We start from the raw sequence: 25,405 nt of genomic DNA, 5'->3' as shown, positions 1-25,405 counted from the left end.
AGTGCGGTCAATTATTTAAGCACTTTTGATACCTGTTGCTCTTTTTTCAAACGATAAAGTTGATATAAGTTAACGAAAAATAAGAATGCGTTTAGAAGCGCAACTGGATAAGATTTGATGATCAAACTGTAAATGACAAAGAGTATCGCCCCAATAGCATTGACAACTCTCAAGTGAATAATCGATTTAAATAAAAAAGACACAGCCACAAAGAATGTTGCCAAATAACCTAATAATTCAATGAAATTAAATTCCATAAATCTCTCCGTCAACAATGATTGAAGCGGCATCATAAAAGATTTTGGAATTCAGGGAAAGAGGCAAAATAAAAGCAACCGATTGCAATATCAAGAAATTTTTATTTCGCTCAACATTCGCTTAGATAAAGACTTTTTGCACTAAAAACATATAAAAAATTGTGCCTGCCGAGATGGAAAGAAACATATTCTTTTTCCAGAAATGCAACCCCAATACCAAAGCTCCCGCAATAAAATCGGGCAAGCCGTGATAACTACTCAACACATCCACATTTTTATAGCAATACACTACTAACATTCCAAACATCGCGGCAGGTAATACTTTGCCGAGATAACGAACATATTCTGGAATAGGACGATTTGCAGGAAAGATCCAGAAAGGCAATAATCGGGTAAATTGCACGCACAAAATACAAATCGCAATGGTAATAATCTGCTCCATCAATGTCATTTCAGTGCCTCCAATTTAGATGAAAGTTTAGGACGTCGTACCGTTAATAGAATCCAGATACTGATTAGCGTTGGCACTAAAAAGTGTTCTTTCCCAACAATTAACAGCGATACAAAAGCTACGCCTAAACCTAATAATGAGCTTTCATGAGATTTTTCTTTTAGCCAGTTTTCAGCAAAGATTACGAGGAAAAGTGCAGTCATCCCAAACTCTACCCCTTTTAAATCAAAAGGAATGATTGAACCAAATAGGTTGCCTAATCCCGCACCGACGACCCAATAAACGTGCAGATAAAAACTAACAAAGAACATGTACCAGCCTTTATCTAAACGATCGGGAATCTTCGCCATATAGTTTAGGGAAAAACTTTCATCGACTAAGGTACTCATTAAATACCAACGTTTTTTCCCAATTTGAGCACCATATTTTTCTAACATGGAAATGCCATAAAAAATCTGACGACCACTTACCATCAGCGTAACTAATGCGACACTTAAAGGCGAAAAAGGCATAACTAATGCGGCTGCCGCAATAAACTCCACGGAGCCCGCATAAATGAGTGCTGCCATTGCAACAGGGAACCAAACACCGAATCCTAATGCTTTCATGTAAATGCCATATGCAATGCCTAAAAATAAAAAGCCGGCAAGCATTGGCATGCTGTAAGGAAATGCCGCTTTTGCTGCGGCTTTGATGGGATTTTCTGTCACAACTTCTGACATATTGACCTACTACAACGCTAAAACAGACAAACCAGGTAAGGTCGAAAAACTTTGTGCTTTTACTGTTTGATGGAAATCTTCGATATAAGCTAAATTAGCATCTTCTTTACGAATTGCCGCATAAAGGTTACTGTACAATCCTTCTTCTGTAATTTTGCGCGCCACCACATAACCTTTTTCTAAATAAGGTAATGCCGCCCAATAAGGCACGGTAGCAATGCCACGACGACTCGCCACTAACTGGATCAAGGCGATTGTTAGCTCTGTCGTACGACGCGGCGGATTAATATCTTTCGGTTTCAACACTTGACGATATAAATCCAACATATCATCAGGAACGGGATAGGTTACCCAAGTTTCCTCAGCAAAATCTTCCGCCTGCCAAACGTCTTTATTGGCTAATGAATGATCCTTAGCGCAAATACCCACCATTTCATAAGAAAACAATGGTTTAAATAAAACATCATCATTTTCCTCAACTTCTGATACTATCGCCCAATCAGCACGGTGAGATAGCAATAAGCCTACTGGATCAGTATGGAAACCTGACACAATATCTAACTCCACCAAACTCCAATGCTGGCGAAACTCATCCATCGCGGGCATTAACCAATCGAAACAGGTATGACACTCTACCGCAATTCGTAATTGGCCTGCATCACCATGTTTTACGCGAGCAAGTTCTCGTTCGGCATCAATCACTTTTGGCAAAATTTCATTTGCAAGACGAATCAAACGTTCACCAGCGGCGGTAAAACGTAATGGATTACTTTTACGCTCAAAGAGAGGCAAACCGAATTGTTCTTCCATTAACTTAATTTGATGAGAGAGTGCGGATTGTGTTAAATAAACACGTTTTGCCGCCATCGAAACGCTGCCCGTTTCCTTCAACGCAAGCAACGTTCTAAGGTGACGAAGTTCAAGAAATGTGGGTTTCATTAGAATAATTCATCAAGTTATAAGATTAGATGAGTAACATAATAACGCAAATTAAATTTGCCGAAAAGAAAGTGCGGTCAAAAACATTAATATTTGTGACCGCACTTAACGCGATTATTTATCTAATTGAATAGGGAGAAATAAGCTCAATGGTCGTTTTTTCATAATTTGACAAACTTCTCGCCAAATTCCCCACCAACTATCAATTTCAGCATTTAAAGAGCGCAAGGCAACCCAAAGCGTGAGTGAAAAACTAACAATTAAATTCATCAAGCCAATCAACAGAACAAAAGCAATACATTGTAAAAGCAATGAATAAGTAAATTGCCCGCTCACTGCAATATAACCTACATTTGCTGATGAAAATGCCACATGACGTATATCTAATGGAAGATGCGTTAAGTATCCTACTACGCCAGTAATGCCGAGCAACATCCCAAAACAAAGATTACCGATAATCGACCCATAATTTTCATGCATATAATTAGCGAATTTAATTCGGCATTTTTCAGTCATTACTTTTTTCAGCAACGGATGTTGTATTAAACGCATACGAATATTCAAATAATTACTACGATTATCAAAATAGCCAGAAATAAGTCCTGAACAAAATAGCCAAACGCCAGCGATGGCCGCAAACCATAAGGTTCCTGCCAAAGGATCGATACTATGCAACTGATAAGCGATTTGTTCAGTATTCATTAGCGGCTCTCCCATCTGGTATTGGTAAACAAAAGCAATCAATGCTGCAAGTCCCATCGCAATAACCACATTGCCTAATACGGCAATACTCTGTGAACGAAATACATCCACCAATAACTGTGCTAAGGTCATATTTAAGGTTTTACCTTGCGGGTTTTTCTCTACCGCCTCCGCAAAACGAGCCGCTGTCATTGCTGGCTGTTTGGTCGCCACTGTCAAATGTAACATAAAAATGAGTGTAAATCCTAAGCCGTAATTTAAGCCTTCAGCAATCCCTTTCCATACTTTGTCATCAATGATGCTGCCTAAATAGGTTTTAAATAATGCCATTAATGCGATTAATACACCGCCCCCCGCTGCGGAATAAAACATCGACCAATATTCCTTTTTATCTCGGGTAATATAATGTTCACCGTGATCACCTGCATTTTGTGTAATACTGCGAGCAATTAATTTTGAACTTTGTTGCCAAAGTCGAGAAATACTATGTTTCTCAGCGGCAGCGCGTGCGAAATGATTAATAAGGAGCAATATTCTATTTGATAAATAGCGCTCTGAAGCAAAAAGTGCCATTAAAGTTTCCAATCGCTCTAACGTTTGAGAAAGACGTTCTAATAAATAAGCGACATTTAGCGAGGATCCCATAATTGCTCCTCGCTTTTTTAAACGCTCTACTAATCTTTTACACTGATTAAACATTACCTGCAAATGGCTATCATCAAAATATATAAATTGACGACGTGCTTGTAACCAATCAACAACTTCTCGATGCAAAGCGACAAAAGGTGAATCAGCATTTAATAAAGAAGGCTCCATCCGCATTAGTTCTGGTTCCATATCTTCAGCCGCAACCCAAATTGAAAGCATTTCAATAGCAAATAACCCTTCACTTTCAATATGTGTTTTTAAACGATCACGATCTTTTTCTGTAGCATAATGAGCTAAAACAATAAAGATTGTACGCCAGGCCTTCAATGGGATAGCGTTAATCCACTGAATGTCATTTTTGTCACTAAATAAGAGATAAAAAATATCACGTAAGTCATTAATATCTTTGAAAGATGGATTAAAACGTTCATAAATACGTGTTTTCATTTCTCGCCCAAAACCTTCACGAGAAAGAATACCACTACTAATAAACAAAGGATAAAGGCGTAAACTACATAACCAACCGCATAGTAATTTTGCAACGGCCTCCCCTAACGCTTTATCTTGTAGTAAAGTATGTTTCAACAATTGTAAAACTGAAAGAATTTGTGTTGGCTTACTTTTACGCAACAATTGACATATACCTTCAACAAGACCAAAAGCGTCTTTTTGCTCAATTTTCTGTTGTAAAAATAACAACAACGCATCAGGTTCTATCGCTAATTTCATCTATACTTAATACCTTTATTCATAAATAAGGCGCATTATACAGATTGAAATCAAAAAAGAAAATCTGGAAAAAGTGCGATCAATGTTGAAAGGGTTTGAAAAGAAAAGGCGTATGTTTCCACACGCCTTTAGATTGAGATTATTTCTCTTTCTTCAGCAAGAAAATGCCTTGTTCAGAGAAATTCAGATAAGCTTGTTTGAGATCAGCATTGAAGTCTTCAGGTTTAGTGTTAATGAGCAATTCTTTGCCAGCCCAAATTGCCACCACTTCCCAGTGGTTACCCATATAGACTGCACTCTTGATTTCACATTGTTGTGCTACTTCAGCTTTTAAGTAAATTGCTTCAGGACGTACGCCCACTAAGCATTCGCCATCCGATAAATTAAATTGTGCCGCATTACTTAATGGCAATTTGTAGCCATTCACATCAATGGTGTCATTTTCCAATTTACCTTCAAAGATGCTCGATTCGCCCATGAAGTTTGCAAGGAATAAAGAGTTTGGACGCAAATAAAGCTCTTTTGCTGAGGCTTTTTGCATGATTTTACCTTTATTCATGACGATAACTTCATCGGATACCGCAAATGCTTCGGTTTGGTCGTGAGTCACATAAAGTGAGGTAATACCTAAATTTTGTTGTAATTCCCGGATTTTTTCACGCATAGAACGACGTAAGTTAGCATCCAAGTTACTTAATGGCTCATCAAAAAGTAATACTTTTGGTTTTAATACTAACGCACGAGCTAATGCCACACGTTGTTGTTGACCACCCGAAATTTGATCCACAAAACGATCTTCAAAGCCTGCTAAGTCAACCAACTCTAAGGCTTCTTTTACACGTTTAGTGCGCTCTTCTTTTCCCACACCTTGCATACGTAAACCATAGCCTACGTTATCACCGATACTCATATGCGGGAACAACGCATAAGATTGGAATACAATACAAATATCACGATTTTGAATCGATGATTTGGTTACATCTTCACCATCGATAAAAATTTGACCCGAAGTTGGATTTTCTAAGCCTGCCACCAAACGTAACACCGTGGTTTTACCACAACCGGATGGCCCTAATAAGGTCACCATAGTGCCACGTTTAATGGTTAAATCTAAATTATCAATGACTGTGGATTTACCAAAAGATTTAGTGATATTTTTTAATACTAAGAAATCATTATTACTCATACTATTTACCTACAACTTAACGAGTTAATTCATTTTTTTCGCTTTAGAACGGGAAATTCGGGTATCACCCACAATCCAGTCAAAGAATAAAATAATGGCCATCATCACGATGATTAAAATTGAACCGTATGCGATAGCAACACCATATTCACCATCTTCTACACGGTTTAAAATATACGCTGTTGCCACACGTGTATCAGCAGTGACTAAGAAGATAATCGCACTCACGGTAGTCATCGCACGAACGAAACTGGTGACCAATGCAGAAAGTAACGCTGGTTTTAACAAGGGTAAAACGATAAACCACAAGGTTTTCCATGAGCTACCTTTTAAAGAAAGAGACGCTTCATCGAGTGATTTATCTAATTGACCAAGACCAGCAATGGCTGCTCGCATACCGATTGGTAAATCACGCATCACCATTGAGATGATCACGATAATGCTAGTACCCGTAATGTAAAGCGGTGCATTGTTGAAGGCTAAAATATAAGACACTCCTGCAACGGTTCCTGGTACCGCAAAACAAAGCATGGTTAAGAACTCAAGAGATTTTTTACCTTGGAAATCTTTACGCACCACAATATACGCAATTAATAAACCGAAAAGTGCTGTCAATGGTGCGGCAATTCCTGCATAGATTAAGGTATTAATCAATGATGGCCATGCCCCATCGCTTAAACTTTGTCCGAATAACATCGCATAGTTTTTGAAGGTTAAGGTGTAATCCACACCCCAGTTCACGGTGAAACTACCGTAGAAAATACTGCCGTATAACGCTAAGTTAAAGAGTACCCAGAAACCAAGCATACCGATAATGGTATATTTCAAGCCGGTTGGTAAATCTTGCACGTCACCACGATAGGATTTGCCTGAAACGGTCACATAAGAGCGGTTACCAATCCAAATATATTGGATGATAAATACGGCTAATGAGAAGATTAAAAGCATCGAACCTAAGGTACTTGCTGAAGCATAATCTAATTGTGAGCCTGCGATATAGAAGTAGATTTGCGTTGCAATTACGTCAAAGCTACCGCCCAATACTAACGGGTTACTAAAGTCCGCTAAGGATTGGATAAACACGATTAAGAATGAGTTTGCCAATGCCGGACGCAATAATGGGAAAATGATATTGAAGAATGTTTGGTAACGATTTGCACGTAAGGTGTAAGACGCTTCTTCAATTGATGGATGAACCGATTTTAATGCCCCGTCTAAAATCATGAATGAAATCGGCGCAAAAGCAAGAATCTGTGCAATGGCAATCCCGTTGAACCCGTATAACCAGTTATGGTTCTCAAATCCAAATGTTGTGGATAAGAACTCTGTCACATAACCAGAACGGCCAAGCATTAATGTTACCCCTAAACCCACAACAAATGGTGGTGTAACAATTGGCAAAATAGAGAAAATTTTACCAACAAATGCCGTTCTACGTGCAATGCGGGTGGTATAAAGTGCAAAAGCTAAACCGAAAATTGTTGATACGATACCCACAAAGCCAGATAAGAATAACGAGTTGCTAATAACTCGAACAATATAGCTTTGAGTCAAAATTCGCATCACTTGTTGCGGTGCAAAAGTATCACCGTCATAGAACATTGAAACAAAAATAGCCAATGTCGGGTAAACGATAAAGAAGAAAATTAATAAGACAATACAAAGCAAAGAGGCAATAATAAATTTATCCCCTTGCATTACCTGCAATTTTGCAAAAGAAAACGTCGCCAATGCGGTTAAACTCGCAATTAATACAATCACAGAGTATCCTAGGCTGACTTTATAAATGGTCGCACTGACGAAGATAAACAACGTCGCAGCGGCAATAAGATAAAGTTCCACTTTCGCTTGCGTAGCCCTCGGTAATTTAAGATAAGGTACTAAACCGTATAAAAGAATCGGTAAAAACCATAAGACCGTAATATTTAACGAAGACCAACCCATTGCATCATAATATTCATCACTAGTACTCTCAAACAAGCCGTAATCTAATGCATGAGAAGGAAGAAGAAGAAATGCAATCACTGCAAGAATTATCCAAAAATTGGCTGATTGGATAATAGGACGTTTATTTGCGTTCATACAACCTCGCATAAAAGAAAAAAGCGAAATAATACAATAGCTATTATTTCGCTATGTATACATCATTATTTTGCTAATTTAACATCATCAACCCATTTTGTGATCAAACGTTTACGTAAATCACTTGAGCCGTATTTGTCAAAATCATAATTAATTAAATTGATGGATTTAAAATCGAGCGCATAAGGCGATTGCTCAGCGGTACTATTGGTTAAAATAGAATATGCTTCCCCTTTTTTCCAGGTTAGCTCTTGCGCTTCTTTTGATAATGCCCAATCCACAAACAATTTCGCATTTTCAAGGTTTCTTGCACCCTTAATCACGCTCACACCACCGATTTCATAGCCTGTGCCTTCACAAGGTACAACTAATTCCACTGGGGCACCTTTGGCTTTCTCTAAAGAATATTCATGTAAAAAACCAATTCCGATTGCGGTTTCACCACGTGCTGTATTACGGGTTGCCGTGTTACCGGATTTAGTATATTGGGAAATGTTTTTATTGAGTTCTTTGAGATATTTGAACGCTTCATCTTCACCCCAAAGTTGGATATAGGTTGCTAACTGAGTATAACCTGTTCCAGAACTTTGTGGATCTGCCGCTTGGATCTCATTACGGTAAGCAGGATTGGCGAGATCTTTCCAACATTTTGGGGTTGGTAAATTAAGTTTTTTTAAACGTTCTGGGTTAATCCCAAAACCTAATACACCGAGGTAAATCGCAGAGGAATAGTTGCCTTTAATTTTAGCAGGATCTCTAAACTGTTCAGGAATTTGTGCAAGATTTGGCGACTTATACGCTTCAAGCAAGCCCATTTCACCGGCTTGAGAATGAGGATCAAGCGTACCGCCATACCACACATCCCCTTGAGGGTTGTCTTTCTCAGCATCAATTTTAGCTAAAATTGTGCCTGTGCCACCACGGATAAAACTGGTTTTGATACCATATTTTTTCTCAAAAGCCATGGTTTCTTGCTCACACATCGTGTTTTGCGCACTGCAATAAACGACTAAACGCCCTTCTGCAGCAGATGCGTGAGAACTCAATAACATGCCTCCAAATACAATACCAGAAAGTGCTAAAGCAACGTTAGACAATTTCATTGGTTCACTCCTGTGTTTTTTATAAAAATAAGATGAGTTGGCGCTCATCGCAGTAACCACTTTATGGGTTCAAATGCAAAGTGCGGTCAAAAATTTCTCTGTTTTCAACCGCACTTTAAACATTATTTCGCTAATTTAACGTCTTGAACCCATTTTTCAATTAAGGCTTTGCGTTGTTCGGTTGCACCATATTTTTCAAAGTCATAATTGATGAGGTTAAGTTTGTTTGGATCAAACGCAGTTGGCGATTGTTCCGCGGTGGTGTTGGTTAAGATTTGTAAAGAATCACCTTGTTTCCATGCTAACTCTTGACCTTCTTTAGATAATGCCCAATCCACGAATAATTTTGCGTTATCAATGTTACGAGCACCTTTTAAGATACTCACGCCACCTAATTCATAGCCCGTACCTTCACAAGGTACGACTAATTCCAATGGTGCACCTTGACGTTTTTCAAGTGCATAATCGTGTAAAAAACCAACCCCTATAGTGGCTTCTCCACGTGCTGTGTTACGAGATGGCGTGATACCTGATTTTGTATATTGAGAGACATTTGGATGTAATGCTTTTAAGAAATCAAAGGCTTTATCTTCGCCCCAAAGTTGAACGAAAGTCGCTAATGCGGTGTATGCTGTACCCGCACTTTGTGGATCAGCAATTTGGACTTCGCCTTTTAAGCGAGGATCGGTTAAATCTTTCCAGCATTTTGGTACTTCTTTAATCCCTAATTTTGCTAAACGCTCAGTATTCACACCAAAGCCTAAGATACCCATGTAGATAGATGACACATAGTGACCTTTGGTTTTCGCTGGATCACGAAAACGTTCCACGATTTCATCAATGTGTTTAGATTTATAAGGTTCGATTAAACCCAACTCTGCAGCTTGTGCTTGAGGGTCAAACGTACCGCCAAACCATACGTCTGCTTGTGGGTTATTTTTTTCTGCTTCAACTTTTGCAAAAGTACTACCTGAACCATTACGAATAAATGAAGTTTTTACATCATATTTTTCGCCAAAGGCTTTCGTTGTCGTTTCACAAAGAATATTGGTCGCACTACAATATACCACCAAACGCCCTTGAGCATTAACAGCGGATGATGTTATGAAGCCTGCAGCTAAAAGTGCGGTTGAAATAGAGAGAGAAATTTTATTCTTTTTCATCTTACACTCCTTATAAATAACACAGATGAAATAAGGGAAGCGAATGAATGTTAAATGAAAATGGAAAAAATTTCCGTGAAGCGCTTCACAAATTTGAAAAAATATAAGAAAAAGAAAGATGAATTTAAACGGATTTTTCTTTATAATTTCCTTTAGTTCTTACCTTTCTAAATTTTAGGTTTTTTTATGTCAAACTCATCTTGCATCATTATTGCCATTACCGGTGCATCGGCTTCAGGCAAAAGTTCTATTGCTTCTACTGTTCATAAAGAGCTTTGTAACGATTTAGGTTGCGAAGAAATCGGAATTATTGCTGAAGACAGCTACTATAAAGATCAAAGCCATTTGGAGATGAGTGTTCGAGTCAAAACCAACTATGACCATCCCAATTCAATGGATAGAGAGTTACTCATTCAACACTTAAAAGATTTAAAAAATGGAAAGGCTGTCGATATTCCGGTCTATAGTTATGTTGATCACACTAGAACAGACGAAGCCAAACACTTCACCCCGAAAAAAATTGTGATTTTAGAAGGGATTTTATTGCTCACTGATGAGCGAGTTCGCCAATTGGCTGATATTTCTGTTTTCGTAGATACCCCATTAGACATTTGTTTTATCCGTCGTTTACAACGGGATATGGAAGAACGTGGTCGTTCATTACAATCTGTAATTGACCAATACCGCGCAACCGTTCGTCCAATGTTCTTACAATTTATTGAGCCATCCAAACAGTATGCGGATATCGTGATTCCTCGTGGCGGCAAGAACCGTATTGCGATTAATATGTTAAAAGCTCAAATTCTGCATTTATTAAACGAAAAATAGGAAAAATCATGCGTCTTTGCGATACCGATATCGAACGCTATTTGGATAATGGTCTTATTTCGTTAACGCCTCGTCCTGATAACGACAAAATCAATGGTGCAACCATTGATGTGCGTTTAGGCAATTCATTTCGCGTATTTCGTGAACATTCTGCCCCTTACATTGATTTAAGTGGCCCGAAAGAAGAAGTCTCAGCTCAACTTGAATCAGTCATGAGTGATGAAATTATTATTGGAGATGATGAGGCCTTCTTCTTACACCCTGGTGTATTAGCCTTAGCAACCACATTAGAGTCGGTGAAACTCCCTGCCAATATTATCGGTTGGTTAGATGGTCGTTCCTCTCTTGCCCGTTTAGGCTTAATGGTGCATGTTACCGCTCATCGTATCGACCCAGGTTGGGAAGGTAAAATTGTGTTGGAATTCTACAATTCTGGCAAATTACCTTTAGCATTGCGTCCTAATATGGTGATTGGCGCATTGAGTTTCGAAGTGTTAAGCGGCTCGGCAGCGCGCCCTTACACTAGCCGTAAAGATGCCAAATATAAACATCAGCAAAATGCGGTAGCGAGTCGAATTAATGAGGACTAATCAATGAAAAAGATCGCAATTAGCCTGTCGATCGTACTGTTTGCGATCTTTTTCTTTTTTTATCTTCAACTTCAACAAGCAAAAACTCTGGTTGTCGAACAACTTGCAAGACGTGATATAAAACTTGAAGCAGTTAGTCTTAACTTCTTTCCTCATCTCTCTATTTCCTTAGAACAAGTTAAATACCACGCTGTTTCTGCAAAAAAAATTGAAGGAAAATTATCCTTTTTTTCATTTATTTTTGGCAATCCGATGCTTGATGAAATTCAAATTCAGCAAGCTAGTTTTACCGAGAATGCGCTAAATTCAGCCAATATTCGCATGGCATTTTCGGATTTTCCACTCAAACAATTTTTAAGAAAAGATCTTATTTTAAATGGTACCCATCACGTTTGGGTAACACTTGAAAAGCCAGTTTATGGCAATGCCACCACATTTGATTTTATTTTTAACAAAGGCAATATAGCCCTTCGTCAAAAAGGGGAATCTCTTATTCAATTTGATGATGTTCAACTTAATCAGCAAAAATTGGGTTATATTGAAATTCATGCAGATCTAACAAAACCACAAAAACTGGCCATTGCTTACATTCGACCGATATGCGCCACGAATTGCCTTGCCATACTTAAATTTAATAGCTATCTACAAAAAAGCGTGGTTAATTTTTCTGGTAAAAATTTTCCTTTAAAGCAGTTGTTAGCTTTACTCAATTTCCCACAAACCATGACAGGCACGAGTGATTTTAACACTCAATTAGCCTTTACAAATTCAGAATTAATCGAAGGGAAATTTGATTTTAATGCACGTGATGGCGAGCTTTTAGGATTGAATTTATTAGATATGGCGGCACAGTATTTACCAATTAATTATAACAGTGATTTAACTGCGAGCAGAAATATGAATACGCCTTACGAGCGTTTTGAATCAAATCTTTCGCTTGAAAACCACTTACTCAAAGTAGATAAAATAAGCTTAAAAACAACCGCACTTTTAGGTGAAGGTTCTGGAGCCATTGATTTAGATAATGTACAATGCGACGTCAATTTAACTTTAAGATCGACTAACGAAAAATACAAAAAACTAGCGTTACCTATTCGTTTTTTCGATAGCTGTTACGCCCCACAATATAAGTTGAATATTGATAAAAATTTCCGCCATCAACTTAAGGAATTAATTAAAGAGAAATTAAAATAATGTCGTTTTACCAAAAAGCAGAAAAAACTCAATTTTGGCGCGTAGTTATCATGGCTTGCGCCGCTTTTATTTTTAATACTACGGAATTTGTGCCCGTTGCGTTACTCACCGATATTGGGCAAAGCTTTAATATGCAAACCTCTGATGTCGGCTTAATGATGACCATTTATGCGTGGACTGTTCTCATCATGTCCCTGCCCGCAATGCTCGCCACAGGAAAAATGGAACGTAAAAGCTTACTCGTTAAGCTTTTCATCATTTTTATCATCGGGCATATTCTTTCTGTAATTGCATGGAATTATTGGATTCTTCTTATTGCCCGTATGTGTATTGCGGTGGCCCATTCCGTATTCTGGTCCATCACCGCCTCTTTAGTGATGCGCGTTGCGCCTAAAAATAAAAAGACACAAGCCATTGGTATGTTAGCCATTGGTACATCACTGGCTACGATTCTCGGTTTGCCACTAGGACGACTAGTCGGTCAACTTGTGGGATGGCGCGTTACCTTTGCGATTATTGGTATATTAGCTTTGATGATAATGTTCTTGATTATTCGTTTATTACCAACGTTACCGAGTAAAAATGCTGGGTCAGTTTCAAGTTTGCCTATTTTGGCTAAACGTCCACTATTAATTGGACTTTATGCAACCACGGTAATTATTATTTCGGCCCACTTTACAGCCTACACCTACATTGAGCCATTTATGATTCAAATCGGACAGATGGATCCTAATCTAGCCACAATGATTCTCTTGGTCTTTGGTATTTCAGGTGTAACAGCGAGTGTGATTTTTAACCGATTATACCGTTTAGGTGCCGCACAATTTATTATCCATGCGATACTGTTATTAGCGCTTTCTTTAGGATTTATGCTTACTTCAGCTGGCTATACCGCAACAATGTTTGCCTTATCCTTTATTTGGGGAATTGGCATCTCCTGCATTGGTTTAGCACTACAAATGCGTGTATTGCAACTTGCCCCCGATGCCACTGATGTAGCAACAGCCATTTTCTCGGGTATTTTTAATGCGGGGATTGGTGCGGGAGCGCTCTTCGGGAATCAAATTATGCGACATGTAGGACTTGAATACATTGGCTTTAGTGGTGCAGCGTTAGCCATTATTGCACTCGGTATCTTCGTCTTCTTTAATTTCCGCTATCGTTCTCAAAATATCTAAAAAAATGACCGCACTTACTCAAGTGCGGTCATTTTCTTTTATCTTTTCTAATCGAGATGGAAGCAAGCAATGAGCTTATCATCAGGATATTTTTCCAATTTAGGCTGCTCATTTCGACATTTATCCGTTGCTTTCCAACAACGCGGATTAAATGCACAACCTTTTGGCGGATTAATTGGACTTGGCAATTCTCCGGTTAATTTAATCCGCTGGCGACGTAATTCAGGTGACAATCTTGGCGTTGCCGAAAGTAACGCTTGCGTATAAGGATGCTGTGGATTTTTAAAGATCTGCGCTTTTGTGCCCATTTCAACACAACGACCTAAATACATCACCATCACTTCATCAGCAATATGTTCAACCACCGAAAGATCATGGGAAATAAACACATAAGATAAACCAAGCTCAACTTGTAAATCCATCATCAAATTCAGCACTTGCGCACGAACAGATACGTCTAACGCTGAAACTGGTTCATCAGCTACAACCACGTCAGGATCAAGCATTAAACCTCGAGCAATCGCAATACGCTGGCGTTGTCCGCCTGAAAACATATGTGGATAGCGATCATAAAACTCTGCTCGCAATCCCACTTTATCCATCATGGACAATACTTTTTCTTTACGTTCTTTAGCCGATAAATTGGTATTAATGACTAAAGGTTCTTCCAAAATTGTGCCGATTTTCTTACGTGGGTTCAGTGATGCATAAGGGTTTTGAAACACGATTTGAATTTTCTGACGACGCAATGCTTTCGTTTCGTGATCATTCTCTAAGAAATTTTGCCCGTTGTAATACAACTCACCTTCTGTCGGCTCTTCTATCATCGTCAACAGACGACCTAGTGTTGATTTACCACAACCAGACTCCCCGACCACAGCAAGGGTTTTGCCACGCTCTAAGGAAAAAGACACGCCATCTAATGCTTTCACTTGCTGTGTTTTAGCAAACATCCCTTTTTTCACAGGATAATATTTTTTCAGCCCAATAGCATTGAGCAATGGTGCATTTTCTTGTGCGACATCAGACATTGCTAGGTTCTCCTTGGGCATTTAATGGGGTGTGACATTTTACTTGTCGATTTCCTATTTGACGTAATTCAGGTTCCACACGTCGACAAAGATCGGTCGCATACGGACAGCGTGGATTTAACAAACAACCTTGTGGGCGATCGTATTTACCTGGCACCACGCCAGGTAAAGATTGTAAACGAGATTTACCTTCTGCAAACTCCGGTAAAGAACGCAATAACGCTTGAGTGTAAGGATGTTTCGGCTCACGGAAAATATCTTCTGCTCGTCCTTCTTCCACTACTTGTCCTGCATACATCACAATAATACGATGCGCCGCTTCTGCAACTAACGCAAGATCATGCGTAATCAGAATCAACGACATACATTCTTTTTGTTGCAACTCAAGCAACAAATCTACAATTTGAGCTTGAATAGTCACATCCAGTGCGGTGGTTGGTTCATCTGCAATGAGCAATCTCGGTTTACACGCAATCGCCATTGCAATCATAACGCGTTGGCTCATCCCGCCAGAAAGCTGATGCGGATAAACATCAATACGTGATTTTGGATCAGGAATACCGACTAAACGTAATAGCTCTAAGGTGCGTTCACGGCGTTCTTTTTTGCTGCCGCCTTGATGCGCCTTAATCGCTTCCATAATTTGGAAACCTACTGTATAAGCAGGATTTAAGCTTGTCATCGGGTCTTGAAAGATCATGGCAATATCTGCGCCAACTAATTCCCGCTTTTCTTTTGACGGTAAGCTTAAGAGATCTTTTCCTTCAAATTCTAGCCCTTTCGCTGAAACACGACCTGGAAAATCAATCAAGCCCATCACTGCGAGGGAGCTCACTGATTTTCCCGAGCCAGACTCGCCAACAATGCCTAATACTTCGCCTTGATTAACTTGGTAGCTAATACGATCCACTGCTTTAAAAGGTGCTTTTTCATCACCAAAGTGAACAGAAAGCTCTTTTACATCTAATAATGCCATCCTGCCCCCTATTGTTTTAATTTTGGATCGAGTGCATCACGCAACCCATCGCCCATTAAGTTAAATGCTAAAACAAGCGATAAAATGACTAAACCTGGAATGGTAACCAACCAGTTTGCCGCCTGCATAAAGCTACGTGATTCAGATAACATAGTACCCAATTCTGGTGTTGGTGGTTTTGCGCCGATACCTAAGAAACCTAAAGTCGCTAATTCTAAAATCGCATTAGAAATTCCCATCGTCATTTGTACGATAAGCGGTGCAAGGCAATTTGGTAAAATCACAATAAACATTAAACGTAATACGCTTGCTCCTGCCACTCGTGAAGAGGTGACATAATCTCTATTTTTCTCATTCAATACGGCCGCACGTGTTAAACGCACATAACTTGGAATGGATACCACGGCAATCGCCAACGTCGCATTCGTTAAAGAAGGTTCTAAAATTGACACCACCACAATGGTTAAAAGCAAGTTTGGGATAGCCAACATAATGTCAATACAACGAACAATTAATGTGTCTAATGCTCCGCCATAATAGCCGGCAAGTAAGCCAAGACTCGTCCCTAAAATACACGATAAAATCACTATAATAAAACCCGCAAAAACAGAAATGCGCGTTCCATACATAATACGAGAAAGAATATCTCGACCAATATCATCTGTACCGAGTAAATAAGCGGAATTACCACCTTCATACCAAGCTGGTGGTAACAATAACGCTGAACGATTTTGTTCGATAGGATCAAAAGGTGCTATCCAAGGGGCAAAAATACTGATTAATGCCACCATAAGAATAAACATGAGGCCAATCACTGCCCCTTTATTTTGTTTAAAATAAAACCAAAACTCTTGCGACGGTGTACGAGGCGCAATCGTTTCAATAGATAAAGCTTTTTCCGTCATAAATAAGGCTCCTTATTGATGGCGAATACGTGGGTTTACCACGCCATAAAGTAAATCGATCGTCAAATTCACCACAATAATAATTGTAGCAATAATCAACACGGCGCCTTGTAAGACGGGGTAATCTCGATTGGTAATTGCATCAATAATCCATTTACCAATGCCTGGCCATGAGAAAATCGTTTCGGTTAAAACCGCACCAGATAATAGCTGCCCTACAATCAAGCCCACAACAGTCACAACAGGGATAAGCGCATTGCGTAGCGCATGAAAAATGACAATTCGAGTATAACTTAAACCTTTCGCTTTTGCGGTACGAATATAGTCTTCTCCTAATACTTCCAGCATTGAGGAACGTGTCATTCTGGTAATTACTGCAAGTGGAATTGTACCTAATACAATAGCAGGGAGAATCAGTGACTTAACTGCATTCCAAAAGGCACCTGGCTCATTAGAAAACCAAGTATCAATAAGCATAAAACCCGTTGGAGTATCGATCCAGAAACTATCATCCAAACGTCCCCCTTGTGGCAAGCCAAACCAAGGAGAAACATATAAAATCAAAATTAATCCCCACCAGAAAATAGGCATAGAATAACCCGTTAGGGACATCGCTGTTACGGTATGAGAAATCCAACTATCTTTCTTTACTGCAGCAATCGTTCCTAGCGTAATACCCGCAATTAACGACCAAAATAGCGCAAAGAAAGCCAATTCAAATGTAGCAGGAAAAAGTGTGAAAAACTCAGTCAGAACAGGTTGTCGAGTACGGAACGATTCACCAAAATCGCCTTGTATCACATTGCCAATATAGTTGAAATATTGCTGATACAACGGTAAATCTAGACCAAGTTGCTTCATCATTTGTTGATGAACTTCTGGCGTTAAACCTCGCTCTCCCATCATAATTTCCACAGGATCACCTGGAATAAAATGAATGAGAGCAAAAGTTACAAAAGTAATGGCAATAAAGGTAGGAATCACCATTAAAATACGTTTTAAAATAAATTTAAACATCTACTTCCCACATGATAGATAAAAGTGTAGCGTTTTCGCACTAGTATATTGAATATGAACACGAATATTCACACTCATTATAATAAAATGCCCGATTCTACCGCACTTTTTCTAATTTTGCCAAATGCGCAATCAGCCACTTAATGCCTTGCGCTTGGAAAGCGATTTGTAAACGGGTATTATTGTCAGCACCTTCAACATTTATAACTGTGCCAAAACCAAACTTTTCATGTTTCACTTTTTGCCCCATTTTCCATTCATTTTCAGGAAAATTTGGACTAAGAGAACCAACTTTAGCTTGATTTAAGGCTCGTGTCACCGTTCCACGTAAACGAATTTCTTGAATACACTCTGGCGGCAATTCGGTAATAAAACGCGAAGGTAAATGGCGTTCTTCTTTCGTGTAAATACGACGACTTTCAGCATAACAAATGGTGAGTTTTTGCTTAGCTCGAGTAATGCCCACATAAGCAAGACGGCGTTCCTCCTCCAAACGACCAGGCTCTTCAAATGAACGGAAACTTGGAAATACGCCCTCTTCGACTCCGACCATAAATACACATGGGAATTCCAAGCCTTTTGCAGAATGTAAGGTCATCATCTCCACACAAGATTGATGTGGCGAAGCCTGCTCTTCACCCGCTTCTAAAGAAGCATGAGTTAAAAAGGCCATAAGATCGGTCATATCCTCGGCTTCATCCGGTTTGATAAATTCTCGGGTTGCCGTCACCAATTCTTCTAAGTTTTCAATACGCACTTCACCTTTCTCGCCTTTTTCCTGTTTATACATATCGTATAAGCCAGAATGTTTAATCACAAAATCAGTTTGTGCAAACAATGGCATTTCGGCTGTATCAACCTGTAAAGAATTAATCAACTCTTGGAAACGAAGCAATGCGGTTGAAGCACGTCCCGTTAGCATATTTTCTTGTGTGGCCACTTGTACTGCTTGCCATAAGGTAATTTGACGTTCACGGGTTAAATTTCGTAACACATCTAAAGTACGATCGCCTATACCACGCGTAGGCGTATTAATCACACGTTCAAATGCCGCGTCATCTTGACGATTATTAATTAAACGTAAATATGCCAACGCATCTTTAATTTCTTGGCGTTCGAAGAATCGCATCCCACCATAAATTCGATAGGGAATTTGGCAACGAATCAACGCTTCTTCAATAACACGAGATTGACTATTACTACGATATAAAACAGCACAATCATCTAATTTTCCACCGTCATCTACCCAATTTTGGATTTGAGACGCCACAAATTTTGCCTCATCTAATTCATTAAAAGCGGCATAAATACCTACTGGCTCACCCATTTCACCGTCGGTCCATAAATTCTTACCGAGGCGATCACTATTATTCGAAATAAGTTGGTTGGCACTTTTCAGAATATTACCGGTAGAACGATAATTTTGCTCCAAGCGAATAGTTTCAGCATCGAAATCTTTTAGGAATTTTTGAATATTTTCGACTTGCGCACCACGCCATCCATAAATAGATTGGTCATCATCGCCCACAACCATCACTTTGCCCGTATTACCAGCAAGAATTTTGATCCACGCATATTGGATTTTATTGGTATCTTGAAACTCATCCACCAAAATGTGCTGAAAACGTTGCTGATAGCGTTGCAAAATCACGGGCTTTTTAGCGAATAATTCATACGCACGAATTAACAATTCAGCAAAATCCACTAAGCCTGCACGATCGCAAGTATCTTGATAAATTTGATAAATCTTGATCCACTCCTTTTCCTGGCGATCACCAAAATCATTAATATCTTGCGGTCTTAAACCTTCATCTTTTTTATTATTGATATACCAGCATGCTTGTTTTGGTGGAAACGCTTTATCGTCATAATTGTGTAATTTCATCAAGCGTTTCACTAACCGCAACTGATCTTCAGAATCTAAAATTTGGAAATCTTGTGGCAAGTTCACATCTAAATGGTGAGCGCGTAGTAATCGATGGGCAATGCTATGGAATGTCCCAATCCACATGCCAAATAAATTGGATTGAGCATGTTTAGATAAGGTATCTTGAATACGATGGCGCATTTCAGCAGCGGCTTTATTAGTAAAGGTTACCGCCATAATGCTGCCTTCAGAAATATTTTCTACGGCAATCAACCAGGCAATACGATGGGTCAATACACGGGTTTTACCACTTCCAGCTCCCGCAAGCACAAGGTAATTACCAAGCTGTGCTGCCACTGCTTCACGTTGTTTATCATTCAAGCCATCAAGTAATTCTGAAATATCCATTGCTCTTGTTTTAATCTGGTTAAATTTACAGGTATTATAGTGGGAATTATACTTTTAAACAATCCTAATATTTACAAATTTCCGCTGCCCGCTTAATATGAGCATCCCAAGCTATAACAATAATGATCATTTAAAAAGAGAAACTATATGCCAATTAAAACAACATTAAAATTGACCGCACTTTCTATCCTTGCTGCACTTGCCTTTACTTCTCATGTACAGGCTGAAGGTAAACTTACTGTTTATTGCAGTGTACAAAACGTAGTATGTGAAAAAGTCACGCAAGCCTTTAGTAAAAAATACAACGTAGATACACAATTTGTACGTAATAGTACAGGTGTAGTGTTAGGAAAAATTAAAGCTGAAAAAGAAAATCCTCAAGCTGATTTCTGGTTTGGTGGCACCATTGAACCTCATCTCCAAGCGGCTGAATTAGGCTTACTTGAATCCTATCGTTCCCCGTTACAAAAAGACATCATGCCGCAGTTTAAATCTTTAATGGAGCAACGCGGCAATTTCACCTCTGCAATTTACTTAATGGAACTTGGCATTGGGGTCAATACTAAAAAATTGAAAGAATTGAATATTCCGACTCCCAAATGTTATGCAGATCTAATAAAACCTGAATATCAAGGGCAAATTCAATATCCGGATCCACGTGTTTCCGGTACCGGTTATTCACTTATTAGTACGTTTTCCACATTATGGGGAGAAAAAAAAGCCTTTGACTATCTGAAAAAACTAGAACCCAATCTAATGCAACATACCAAAACAGGCCTTGCAAGCAACTATTTGGCTAATGGTACCGTAGCGATTGATTTAGGTTTTATGCTGGTTTATCCACGTGAGAAGAAAAATGGTGCACCAGTTGAAGGTATTTTACCATGCGAAGGCGTAGGCTATTCTCTAGGCGGAGCAAGCATCATTAAAGGATCGAGAAACCTTGATAATGCCAAACTCTTTATGGATTTCGTACTCAGTAAAGAAGCACAAGAAATTCCTTGGAAAGAATCAGACTCTTATCAACTTCCAACCAATATTCATGCTGAGCCAGCGCCTGGTTTCTTACCGGCTAGCAAATTAAAATTGGTGGATATTGATTTTATGAAATTTGGTACAGATCAAGAAGGCAAACGCCTTACCCAACGTTGGGTTTCTGAAATACTCTTAGAGGGTAAATCGCCAAAAGAATAACAAAAATACACAAAAGTGCGTCAAAAACTATGATATTTTTGACGCACTTGTTTTTAACATATGAAACTAAACTAAAACCAACCGCTCTTTCCCTGCATAGATATTCGCTTTTCCAGGGCGAGCAAAGCCAATAAGGGAAAGATTGTGTTGTTCAGCCATATTGACGGCAAGATCTGTTGCAGCAGAAATCGCAACAAGTAACTCGATGCCACAAGCGACCGATTTTTGAACCATTTCATAACTGGCTCGACTTGAAACAAGGATGAATCCCTGAGGTTGATTCTGTTTGGCATGCCAACCGATTAATTTATCTAGCGCTACATGGCGCCCGACATCTTCTCTAATCGCCAGTAAATGACCAGATAAATCAAAAAAGGCGGCTGCATGCGTTGCTCCCGTTTCCTTTCCGAGTGCTTGATTAGCTTGTAATTGTTCTAAACAACCATCTAATAAATTTAAATTAAACTGGAAAGAATGGTCTAATTTCGGCAATTTTTTATAAACTTGTGAGATTTGTTCTGTGCCGCAAATGCCACATCCTGTTCTGCCTGTTAATGTTCGGCGATGATCTTTTAATGCCACAAATTGGCGGCTAGATAATTCAATTTGCACTTCAATACCATTGCATACTTCCACCACATCAATGCCATAAATATCCGCTTTTTTCTCAATAATGCCTTCCGCCAATGAAAAGCCTAGAGCAAAATCCTCTAAATCTTGTGGAGAACACATCATGACGGTATGCGCAATACCATTATAGACAAGAGAAACAGGGACTTCCGCAGCCAGACTATCTTGTTTTTCAATAAAAAGTGCGGTCGGATTTTCAGGTGTTTTTTTAAAAAAGTTGATTGTTTTTTGGATTATCCAGTGCATTATTTTTTCCCAATAAAATAGTTGTAGCAAAATGTTACTTTTTTTTAACAAAAAATGCTTGTTTTGTGATCTAGCTCAAGTTTTAAAACGATTATAACAAGTTTTGATTATAGATTTCAGGTTAAAAAATAGTTAAAATTATCCCTGTTTAAATTGGTCATTATTATAGCCGATTTAATGGTTGATACGTTATTTTAACGAAATCAAATAAATTATCTATACGAATTTATACTATCGAAATATCTTAACGGTTCGCCGTTATGAAGGAGTGATTATGCAGGTCTCTAGACGTAAGTTCTTTAAGATCTGTGCAGGTGGTATGGCGGGGACGTCTGCGGCAATGTTGGGGTTTGCCCCTTCATCGGTTTTAGCAGCGCCACGCGAATATAAACTATTACGAGCATTTGAATCCCGTAACACCTGTACATATTGTGCTGTAAGCTGTGGTATGTTGTTATATAGCACAGGTAAACCTTACGATTCCTTAAGTAGCCACACTGGCACCAATACCCGTTCTAAATTATTCCATATTGAAGGTGATCCTGATCATCCTGTAAGTCGTGGTGCGTTATGCCCTAAAGGTGCCGGTGCATTAGACTATGTAAATAGTGAAAGCCGCACGTTATACCCTGAATACCGCGCACCAGGTTCTGACAAGTGGGAACGTATTTCTTGGAAAGATGCAATCAAACGCATTTCTCGCTTACTAAAAGATGACCGTGATGCTAACTTTGTTGAAAAAGATGCAAGTGGCAAAACCGTTAACCGTTGGACAACTACAGGTATTATGACCGCCTCTGCTATGAGCAACGAGGCTGCACTTCTTACCCACAAATGGGTTCGAATGATGGGCATAGTGCCGATGTGTAACCAAGCGAATACTTGACACGGACCAACGGTAGCAAGTCTTGCTCCATCATTTGGTCGCGGTGCCATGACAAACAACTGGGTTGACATCAAAAACGCCAATCTTATTATTGTTCAAGGTGGTAACCCTGCTGAAGCTCACCCTGTTGGCTTCCGTTGGGCGATCGAAGCGAAGAAAAACGGTGCGAAAATCATTGTTGTTGACCCTCGCTTTAACCGTACAGCTTCTGTAGCTGACCTTCATGCCCCAATTCGTTCTGGTTCGGATATCGCATTTTTAATGGGTGTCATCCGTTACTTATTGGAAACAAACCAAATTCAACATGAATACGTTAAACACTATACTAATGCGTCATTCTTAGTTGACGAAGGTTTCAAATTTGAAGATGGTTTATTTGTAGGTTATAACGAAGAAAAACGTAACTATGATAAATCTAAATGGAACTATCAATTTGATGAGAATGGGCATGCTAAACGTGATATGACCTTACAACACCCTCGTTGTGTCATTAATATCTTAAAAGATCATGTTTCACGTTATACCCCAGAAATGGTTGAACGTATCACGGGTGTAAAACAAAAACTCTTCTTACAAATCTGTGAAGAAATTGGTAAAACCGCTGCTCCAAATAAAACGATGACGCATCTATATGCGTTAGGTTTTACTGAGCATTCAATCGGTACACAAAATATTCGCTCAATGGCGATGATCCAATTACTTTTAGGTAATATGGGTATGCCTGGTGGCGGTATTAATGCATTACGTGGTCACTCCAATGTGCAAGGTACAACAGATATGGGTCTATTGCCAATGTCTTTACCAGGTTATATGCGTTTACCAAACGATAAAGATACCTCTTATGAGCAATACATTAACGCGATTACGCCAAAAGATATTGTTCCAAACCAAGTGAACTATTATCGTCATACTTCAAAATTCTTTGTTAGCATGATGAAAACCTTCTACGGTGATAGAGCAACCAAAGAAAATGGTTGGGGTTTTGATTTCTTACCAAAAGCAGATCGCTTATATGACCCGATTACTCACGTTAAATTGATGAATGACGGCAAATTACACGGTTGGATTTTACAAGGCTTTAACGTGTTAAACTCATTACCGAACAAAAACAAAACTGTTGCAGGAATGAGTAAGTTAAAATTCTTAATCGTGATGGATCCGCTTCAAACTGAATCCTCTGAATTCTGGAAAAACTTTGGTGAATCAAACAACGTGAATTCTTCAGAAATTCAAACTGAAGTCTTCCGCCTACCAACAACCTGTTTCGCAGAAGAAGATGGTTCAATTGTAAACTCAGGACGTTGGGCGCAATGGCACTGGAAAGGTTGCGATCAGCCTGGTGAAGCATTACCAGATGCTGAAATTCTTTCTATGATTCGTGAAGAAATGCATCATCTTTATCAAAAAGAAGGTGGTCGCGGTATTGAATCCTTTGAAGCAATGACTTGGGACTATGCTCAACCACACTCACCAAGTTCTGTAGAATTAGCCAAAGAATTAAATGGTTATGCACTTGAAGATCTTTATGATCCAAACGGTAACTTGATGTACAAAAAAGGTCAATTACTTAATGGATTTGCACATTTACGTGATGATGGTACAACAACATCAGGTAACTGGTTATATGTTGGTCAATGGACTGAAAAAGGTAACCAAACCGCAAATCGTGATAACTCAGACCCATCAGGTTTAGGTTGCACCATTGGTTGGGGCTTTGCATGGCCTGCAAACCGTCGTGTACTTTATAGCCGTGCATCATTAGATATCAATGGTAATCCTTGGGATAAAAACCGCCAATTAATCAAATGGAATGGTAAAAACTGGAACTGGTATGACATTGCTGACTACGGCACTCAACCACCAGGTTCAGATGCAGGTCCATTTATTATGTCTGCTGAAGGTGTAGGTCGTTTATTTGCAGTTGATAAAATTGCAAATGGTCCAATGCCTGAGCACTATGAGCCAGTTGAAAGCCCAATAGATACTAACCCATTACACGCTGCAGTGGTAAGTGATCCTACAGTACGTATTTATCCTGAAGATAAAGAATTTATCGGTTCAAATAAAGACTTCCCATTCGTGGCAACAACTTACCGATTAACAGAACACTTCCATAGTTGGACTGCGCAATCTGCATTAAATATCATCGCACAACCACAACAATTTGTGGAAATCGGTGAAAAATTAGCGGCAGAAAAAGGCATCCAAAAAGGCGATATGGTAAAAATTACTTCTCGTCGTGGCTATATTAAAGCTGTTGCCGTGGTTACGAAACGTCTTAAAGATCTCGAAATTGATGGACGTACCGTACACCATGTAGGTCTTCCAATTCACTGGAATATGAAGGCCTTAAATGGAAAAGGTAATCGTGGCTTCTCCACCAACACCTTAACACCATCTTGGGGTGAAGCAATCACTCAAACACCAGAATATAAAACATTCTTGGTAAATATTGAGAAAGCGGAGGCATAAT

The 25,405-nt window shown here is 39.1% G+C and carries 21 protein-coding genes; 6 read left to right on the top strand and 15 right to left on the bottom strand.

Annotated features, from left to right (window positions below; all coding sequences use genetic code 11):
• Positions 1–11: 11 nt before the first annotated feature.
• The 9 genes from EL215_RS06670 to EL215_RS06630 form a co-directional block, all read right to left on the bottom strand.
• Positions 12–257, bottom strand: coding sequence for a YgjV family protein (locus EL215_RS06670; RefSeq protein ID WP_126471046.1), 246 nt, complete (start codon positions 255–257; stop codon positions 12–14).
• A 121-nt stretch (positions 258–378) separates the two neighbouring features.
• Positions 379–708 carry a branched-chain amino acid transport AzlD family protein gene (locus EL215_RS06665; protein ID WP_126471044.1) on the bottom strand — a complete coding sequence of 110 codons (330 nt, stop codon included), beginning with the start codon at positions 706–708 and terminating at the stop codon, positions 379–381.
• On the bottom strand, positions 705–1,430 hold the full coding sequence (azlC, locus tag EL215_RS06660; RefSeq protein WP_126471042.1) for an azaleucine resistance protein AzlC: 726 nt from the start codon (positions 1,428–1,430) through the stop codon (positions 705–707). Before azlC ends, EL215_RS06665 begins: the two co-directional genes overlap by 4 nt.
• Positions 1,431–1,439: 9 nt before the next feature.
• Positions 1,440–2,369: a LysR family transcriptional regulator gene (locus tag EL215_RS06655; protein ID WP_126471040.1), complete on the bottom strand. Its 930-nt coding sequence runs from the start codon at positions 2,367–2,369 to the stop codon at positions 1,440–1,442.
• Positions 2,370–2,483: 114 nt separating this feature from the next.
• On the bottom strand, positions 2,484–4,448 hold the full coding sequence (locus EL215_RS06650; protein WP_126471038.1) for a site-specific recombinase: 1,965 nt from the start codon (positions 4,446–4,448) through the stop codon (positions 2,484–2,486).
• 139 nt (positions 4,449–4,587) lie between these two features.
• On the bottom strand, positions 4,588–5,634 hold the full coding sequence (gene fbpC / locus EL215_RS06645; protein WP_126471037.1) for a ferric ABC transporter ATP-binding protein: 1,047 nt from the start codon (positions 5,632–5,634) through the stop codon (positions 4,588–4,590).
• Between the two features lie 24 nt (positions 5,635–5,658).
• Positions 5,659–7,716, bottom strand: coding sequence for an ABC transporter permease (locus tag EL215_RS06640; RefSeq protein ID WP_126471035.1), 2,058 nt, complete (start codon positions 7,714–7,716; stop codon positions 5,659–5,661).
• 65 nt (positions 7,717–7,781) lie between these two features.
• The gene (locus EL215_RS06635; protein ID WP_126471033.1) at positions 7,782–8,819 is read right to left on the bottom strand and encodes an ABC transporter substrate-binding protein; all 1,038 of its coding nucleotides are present in this window, start codon (positions 8,817–8,819) and stop codon (positions 7,782–7,784) included.
• Positions 8,820–8,941: 122 nt separating this feature from the next.
• Positions 8,942–9,982: an ABC transporter substrate-binding protein gene (locus EL215_RS06630; protein ID WP_049355993.1), complete on the bottom strand. Its 1,041-nt coding sequence runs from the start codon at positions 9,980–9,982 to the stop codon at positions 8,942–8,944.
• A 186-nt stretch (positions 9,983–10,168) separates the two neighbouring features.
• Between EL215_RS06630 and udk the strand changes: the two genes are divergently transcribed.
• The 4 genes from udk to EL215_RS06610 are packed head-to-tail and all read left to right on the top strand — an operon-like array spanning position 10,169 to position 13,772.
• A complete protein-coding gene (gene udk, locus EL215_RS06625; RefSeq protein ID WP_126471031.1) occupies positions 10,169–10,810 on the top strand; it encodes a uridine kinase in 642 nt (213 codons plus the stop codon).
• 8 nt (positions 10,811–10,818) lie between these two features.
• On the top strand, positions 10,819–11,400 hold the full coding sequence (gene dcd / locus EL215_RS06620) for a dCTP deaminase (protein WP_126471029.1): 582 nt from the start codon (positions 10,819–10,821) through the stop codon (positions 11,398–11,400).
• Positions 11,401–11,403: 3 nt separating this feature from the next.
• A complete protein-coding gene (locus EL215_RS06615) occupies positions 11,404–12,594 on the top strand; it encodes an AsmA-like C-terminal region-containing protein (protein ID WP_126471027.1) in 1,191 nt (396 codons plus the stop codon).
• Positions 12,594–13,772, top strand: coding sequence for a sugar transporter (locus EL215_RS06610; protein WP_126471025.1), 1,179 nt, complete (start codon positions 12,594–12,596; stop codon positions 13,770–13,772). The genes EL215_RS06615 and EL215_RS06610 overlap by 1 nt, the downstream gene beginning before the upstream one ends.
• 47 nt (positions 13,773–13,819) lie before the next feature.
• Here the strand turns inward: EL215_RS06610 and EL215_RS06605 are convergent, their stop codons facing one another.
• From EL215_RS06605 to uvrD, 5 genes are all read right to left on the bottom strand, one after another.
• The gene (locus tag EL215_RS06605) at positions 13,820–14,803 is read right to left on the bottom strand and encodes a peptide ABC transporter ATP-binding protein (protein WP_126471023.1); all 984 of its coding nucleotides are present in this window, start codon (positions 14,801–14,803) and stop codon (positions 13,820–13,822) included.
• A complete protein-coding gene (gene dppD / locus EL215_RS06600; protein ID WP_126471021.1) occupies positions 14,796–15,779 on the bottom strand; it encodes a dipeptide ABC transporter ATP-binding protein in 984 nt (327 codons plus the stop codon). The genes EL215_RS06605 and dppD overlap by 8 nt, the downstream gene beginning before the upstream one ends.
• A gap of 8 nt (positions 15,780–15,787) precedes the next feature.
• Positions 15,788–16,684 (bottom strand): ABC transporter permease subunit, encoded by an 897-nt coding sequence (locus EL215_RS06595; RefSeq protein WP_126471019.1) that lies wholly within the window; start codon positions 16,682–16,684, stop codon positions 15,788–15,790.
• A gap of 12 nt (positions 16,685–16,696) precedes the next feature.
• Positions 16,697–17,701 (bottom strand): ABC transporter permease subunit, encoded by a 1,005-nt coding sequence (locus tag EL215_RS06590; protein WP_164757062.1) that lies wholly within the window; start codon positions 17,699–17,701, stop codon positions 16,697–16,699.
• Between the two features lie 97 nt (positions 17,702–17,798).
• Positions 17,799–19,976 (bottom strand): DNA helicase II, encoded by a 2,178-nt coding sequence (gene uvrD, locus EL215_RS06585; RefSeq protein WP_126471017.1) that lies wholly within the window; start codon positions 19,974–19,976, stop codon positions 17,799–17,801.
• A 147-nt stretch (positions 19,977–20,123) separates the two neighbouring features.
• On the opposite strand from uvrD, the gene EL215_RS06580 reads away from it, so the two are divergent.
• Entirely contained in the window at positions 20,124–21,170 is a 1,047-nt protein-coding gene (locus EL215_RS06580) for an ABC transporter substrate-binding protein (RefSeq protein ID WP_126471015.1), read from the top strand.
• Between the two features lie 66 nt (positions 21,171–21,236).
• Here the strand turns inward: EL215_RS06580 and fdhD are convergent, their stop codons facing one another.
• Positions 21,237–22,046, bottom strand: coding sequence for a formate dehydrogenase accessory sulfurtransferase FdhD (gene fdhD / locus EL215_RS06575; protein WP_126471013.1), 810 nt, complete (start codon positions 22,044–22,046; stop codon positions 21,237–21,239).
• Positions 22,047–22,320: 274 nt separating this feature from the next.
• Between fdhD and fdnG the strand changes: the two genes are divergently transcribed.
• Entirely contained in the window at positions 22,321–25,404 is a 3,084-nt protein-coding gene (gene fdnG / locus EL215_RS06565) for a formate dehydrogenase-N subunit alpha (protein WP_164757061.1), read from the top strand.
• The last annotated feature ends 1 nt before the right edge of the window (position 25,405 follow it).

It is taken from the genome of Haemophilus parainfluenzae (assembly GCF_900638025.1).
GTDB lineage: Bacteria > Pseudomonadota > Gammaproteobacteria > Enterobacterales > Pasteurellaceae > Haemophilus_D > Haemophilus_D parainfluenzae_J.
This window is presented reverse-complemented; position numbering and strand designations above follow the sequence as displayed.

Bases quoted from the DNA above. Each gene is read 5' to 3' on its own strand.
- EL215_RS06670 (WP_126471046.1), bottom strand. From the start codon at position 257: ATGGAATTTAATTTCATTGAATTATTAGGTTATTTGGCAACATTCTTT.
- EL215_RS06665 (WP_126471044.1), bottom strand. From the start codon at position 708: ATGACATTGATGGAGCAGATTATTACCATTGCGATTTGTATTTTGTGC.
- azlC (WP_126471042.1), bottom strand. From the start codon at position 1,430: ATGTCAGAAGTTGTGACAGAAAATCCCATCAAAGCCGCAGCAAAAGCG.
- EL215_RS06655 (WP_126471040.1), bottom strand. From the start codon at position 2,369: ATGAAACCCACATTTCTTGAACTTCGTCACCTTAGAACGTTGCTTGCG.
- EL215_RS06650 (WP_126471038.1), bottom strand. From the start codon at position 4,448: ATGAAATTAGCGATAGAACCTGATGCGTTGTTGTTATTTTTACAACAG.
- fbpC (WP_126471037.1), bottom strand. From the start codon at position 5,634: ATGAGTAATAATGATTTCTTAGTATTAAAAAATATCACTAAATCTTTT.
- EL215_RS06640 (WP_126471035.1), bottom strand. From the start codon at position 7,716: ATGAACGCAAATAAACGTCCTATTATCCAATCAGCCAATTTTTGGATA.
- EL215_RS06635 (WP_126471033.1), bottom strand. From the start codon at position 8,819: ATGAAATTGTCTAACGTTGCTTTAGCACTTTCTGGTATTGTATTTGGA.
- EL215_RS06630 (WP_049355993.1), bottom strand. From the start codon at position 9,982: ATGAAAAAGAATAAAATTTCTCTCTCTATTTCAACCGCACTTTTAGCT.
- udk (WP_126471031.1), top strand. From the start codon at position 10,169: ATGTCAAACTCATCTTGCATCATTATTGCCATTACCGGTGCATCGGCT.
- dcd (WP_126471029.1), top strand. From the start codon at position 10,819: ATGCGTCTTTGCGATACCGATATCGAACGCTATTTGGATAATGGTCTT.
- EL215_RS06615 (WP_126471027.1), top strand. From the start codon at position 11,404: ATGAAAAAGATCGCAATTAGCCTGTCGATCGTACTGTTTGCGATCTTT.
- EL215_RS06610 (WP_126471025.1), top strand. From the start codon at position 12,594: ATGTCGTTTTACCAAAAAGCAGAAAAAACTCAATTTTGGCGCGTAGTT.
- EL215_RS06605 (WP_126471023.1), bottom strand. From the start codon at position 14,803: ATGTCTGATGTCGCACAAGAAAATGCACCATTGCTCAATGCTATTGGG.
- dppD (WP_126471021.1), bottom strand. From the start codon at position 15,779: ATGGCATTATTAGATGTAAAAGAGCTTTCTGTTCACTTTGGTGATGAA.
- EL215_RS06595 (WP_126471019.1), bottom strand. From the start codon at position 16,684: ATGACGGAAAAAGCTTTATCTATTGAAACGATTGCGCCTCGTACACCG.
- EL215_RS06590 (WP_164757062.1), bottom strand. From the start codon at position 17,701: ATGTTTAAATTTATTTTAAAACGTATTTTAATGGTGATTCCTACCTTT.
- uvrD (WP_126471017.1), bottom strand. From the start codon at position 19,976: ATGGATATTTCAGAATTACTTGATGGCTTGAATGATAAACAACGTGAA.
- EL215_RS06580 (WP_126471015.1), top strand. From the start codon at position 20,124: ATGCCAATTAAAACAACATTAAAATTGACCGCACTTTCTATCCTTGCT.
- fdhD (WP_126471013.1), bottom strand. From the start codon at position 22,046: ATGCACTGGATAATCCAAAAAACAATCAACTTTTTTAAAAAAACACCT.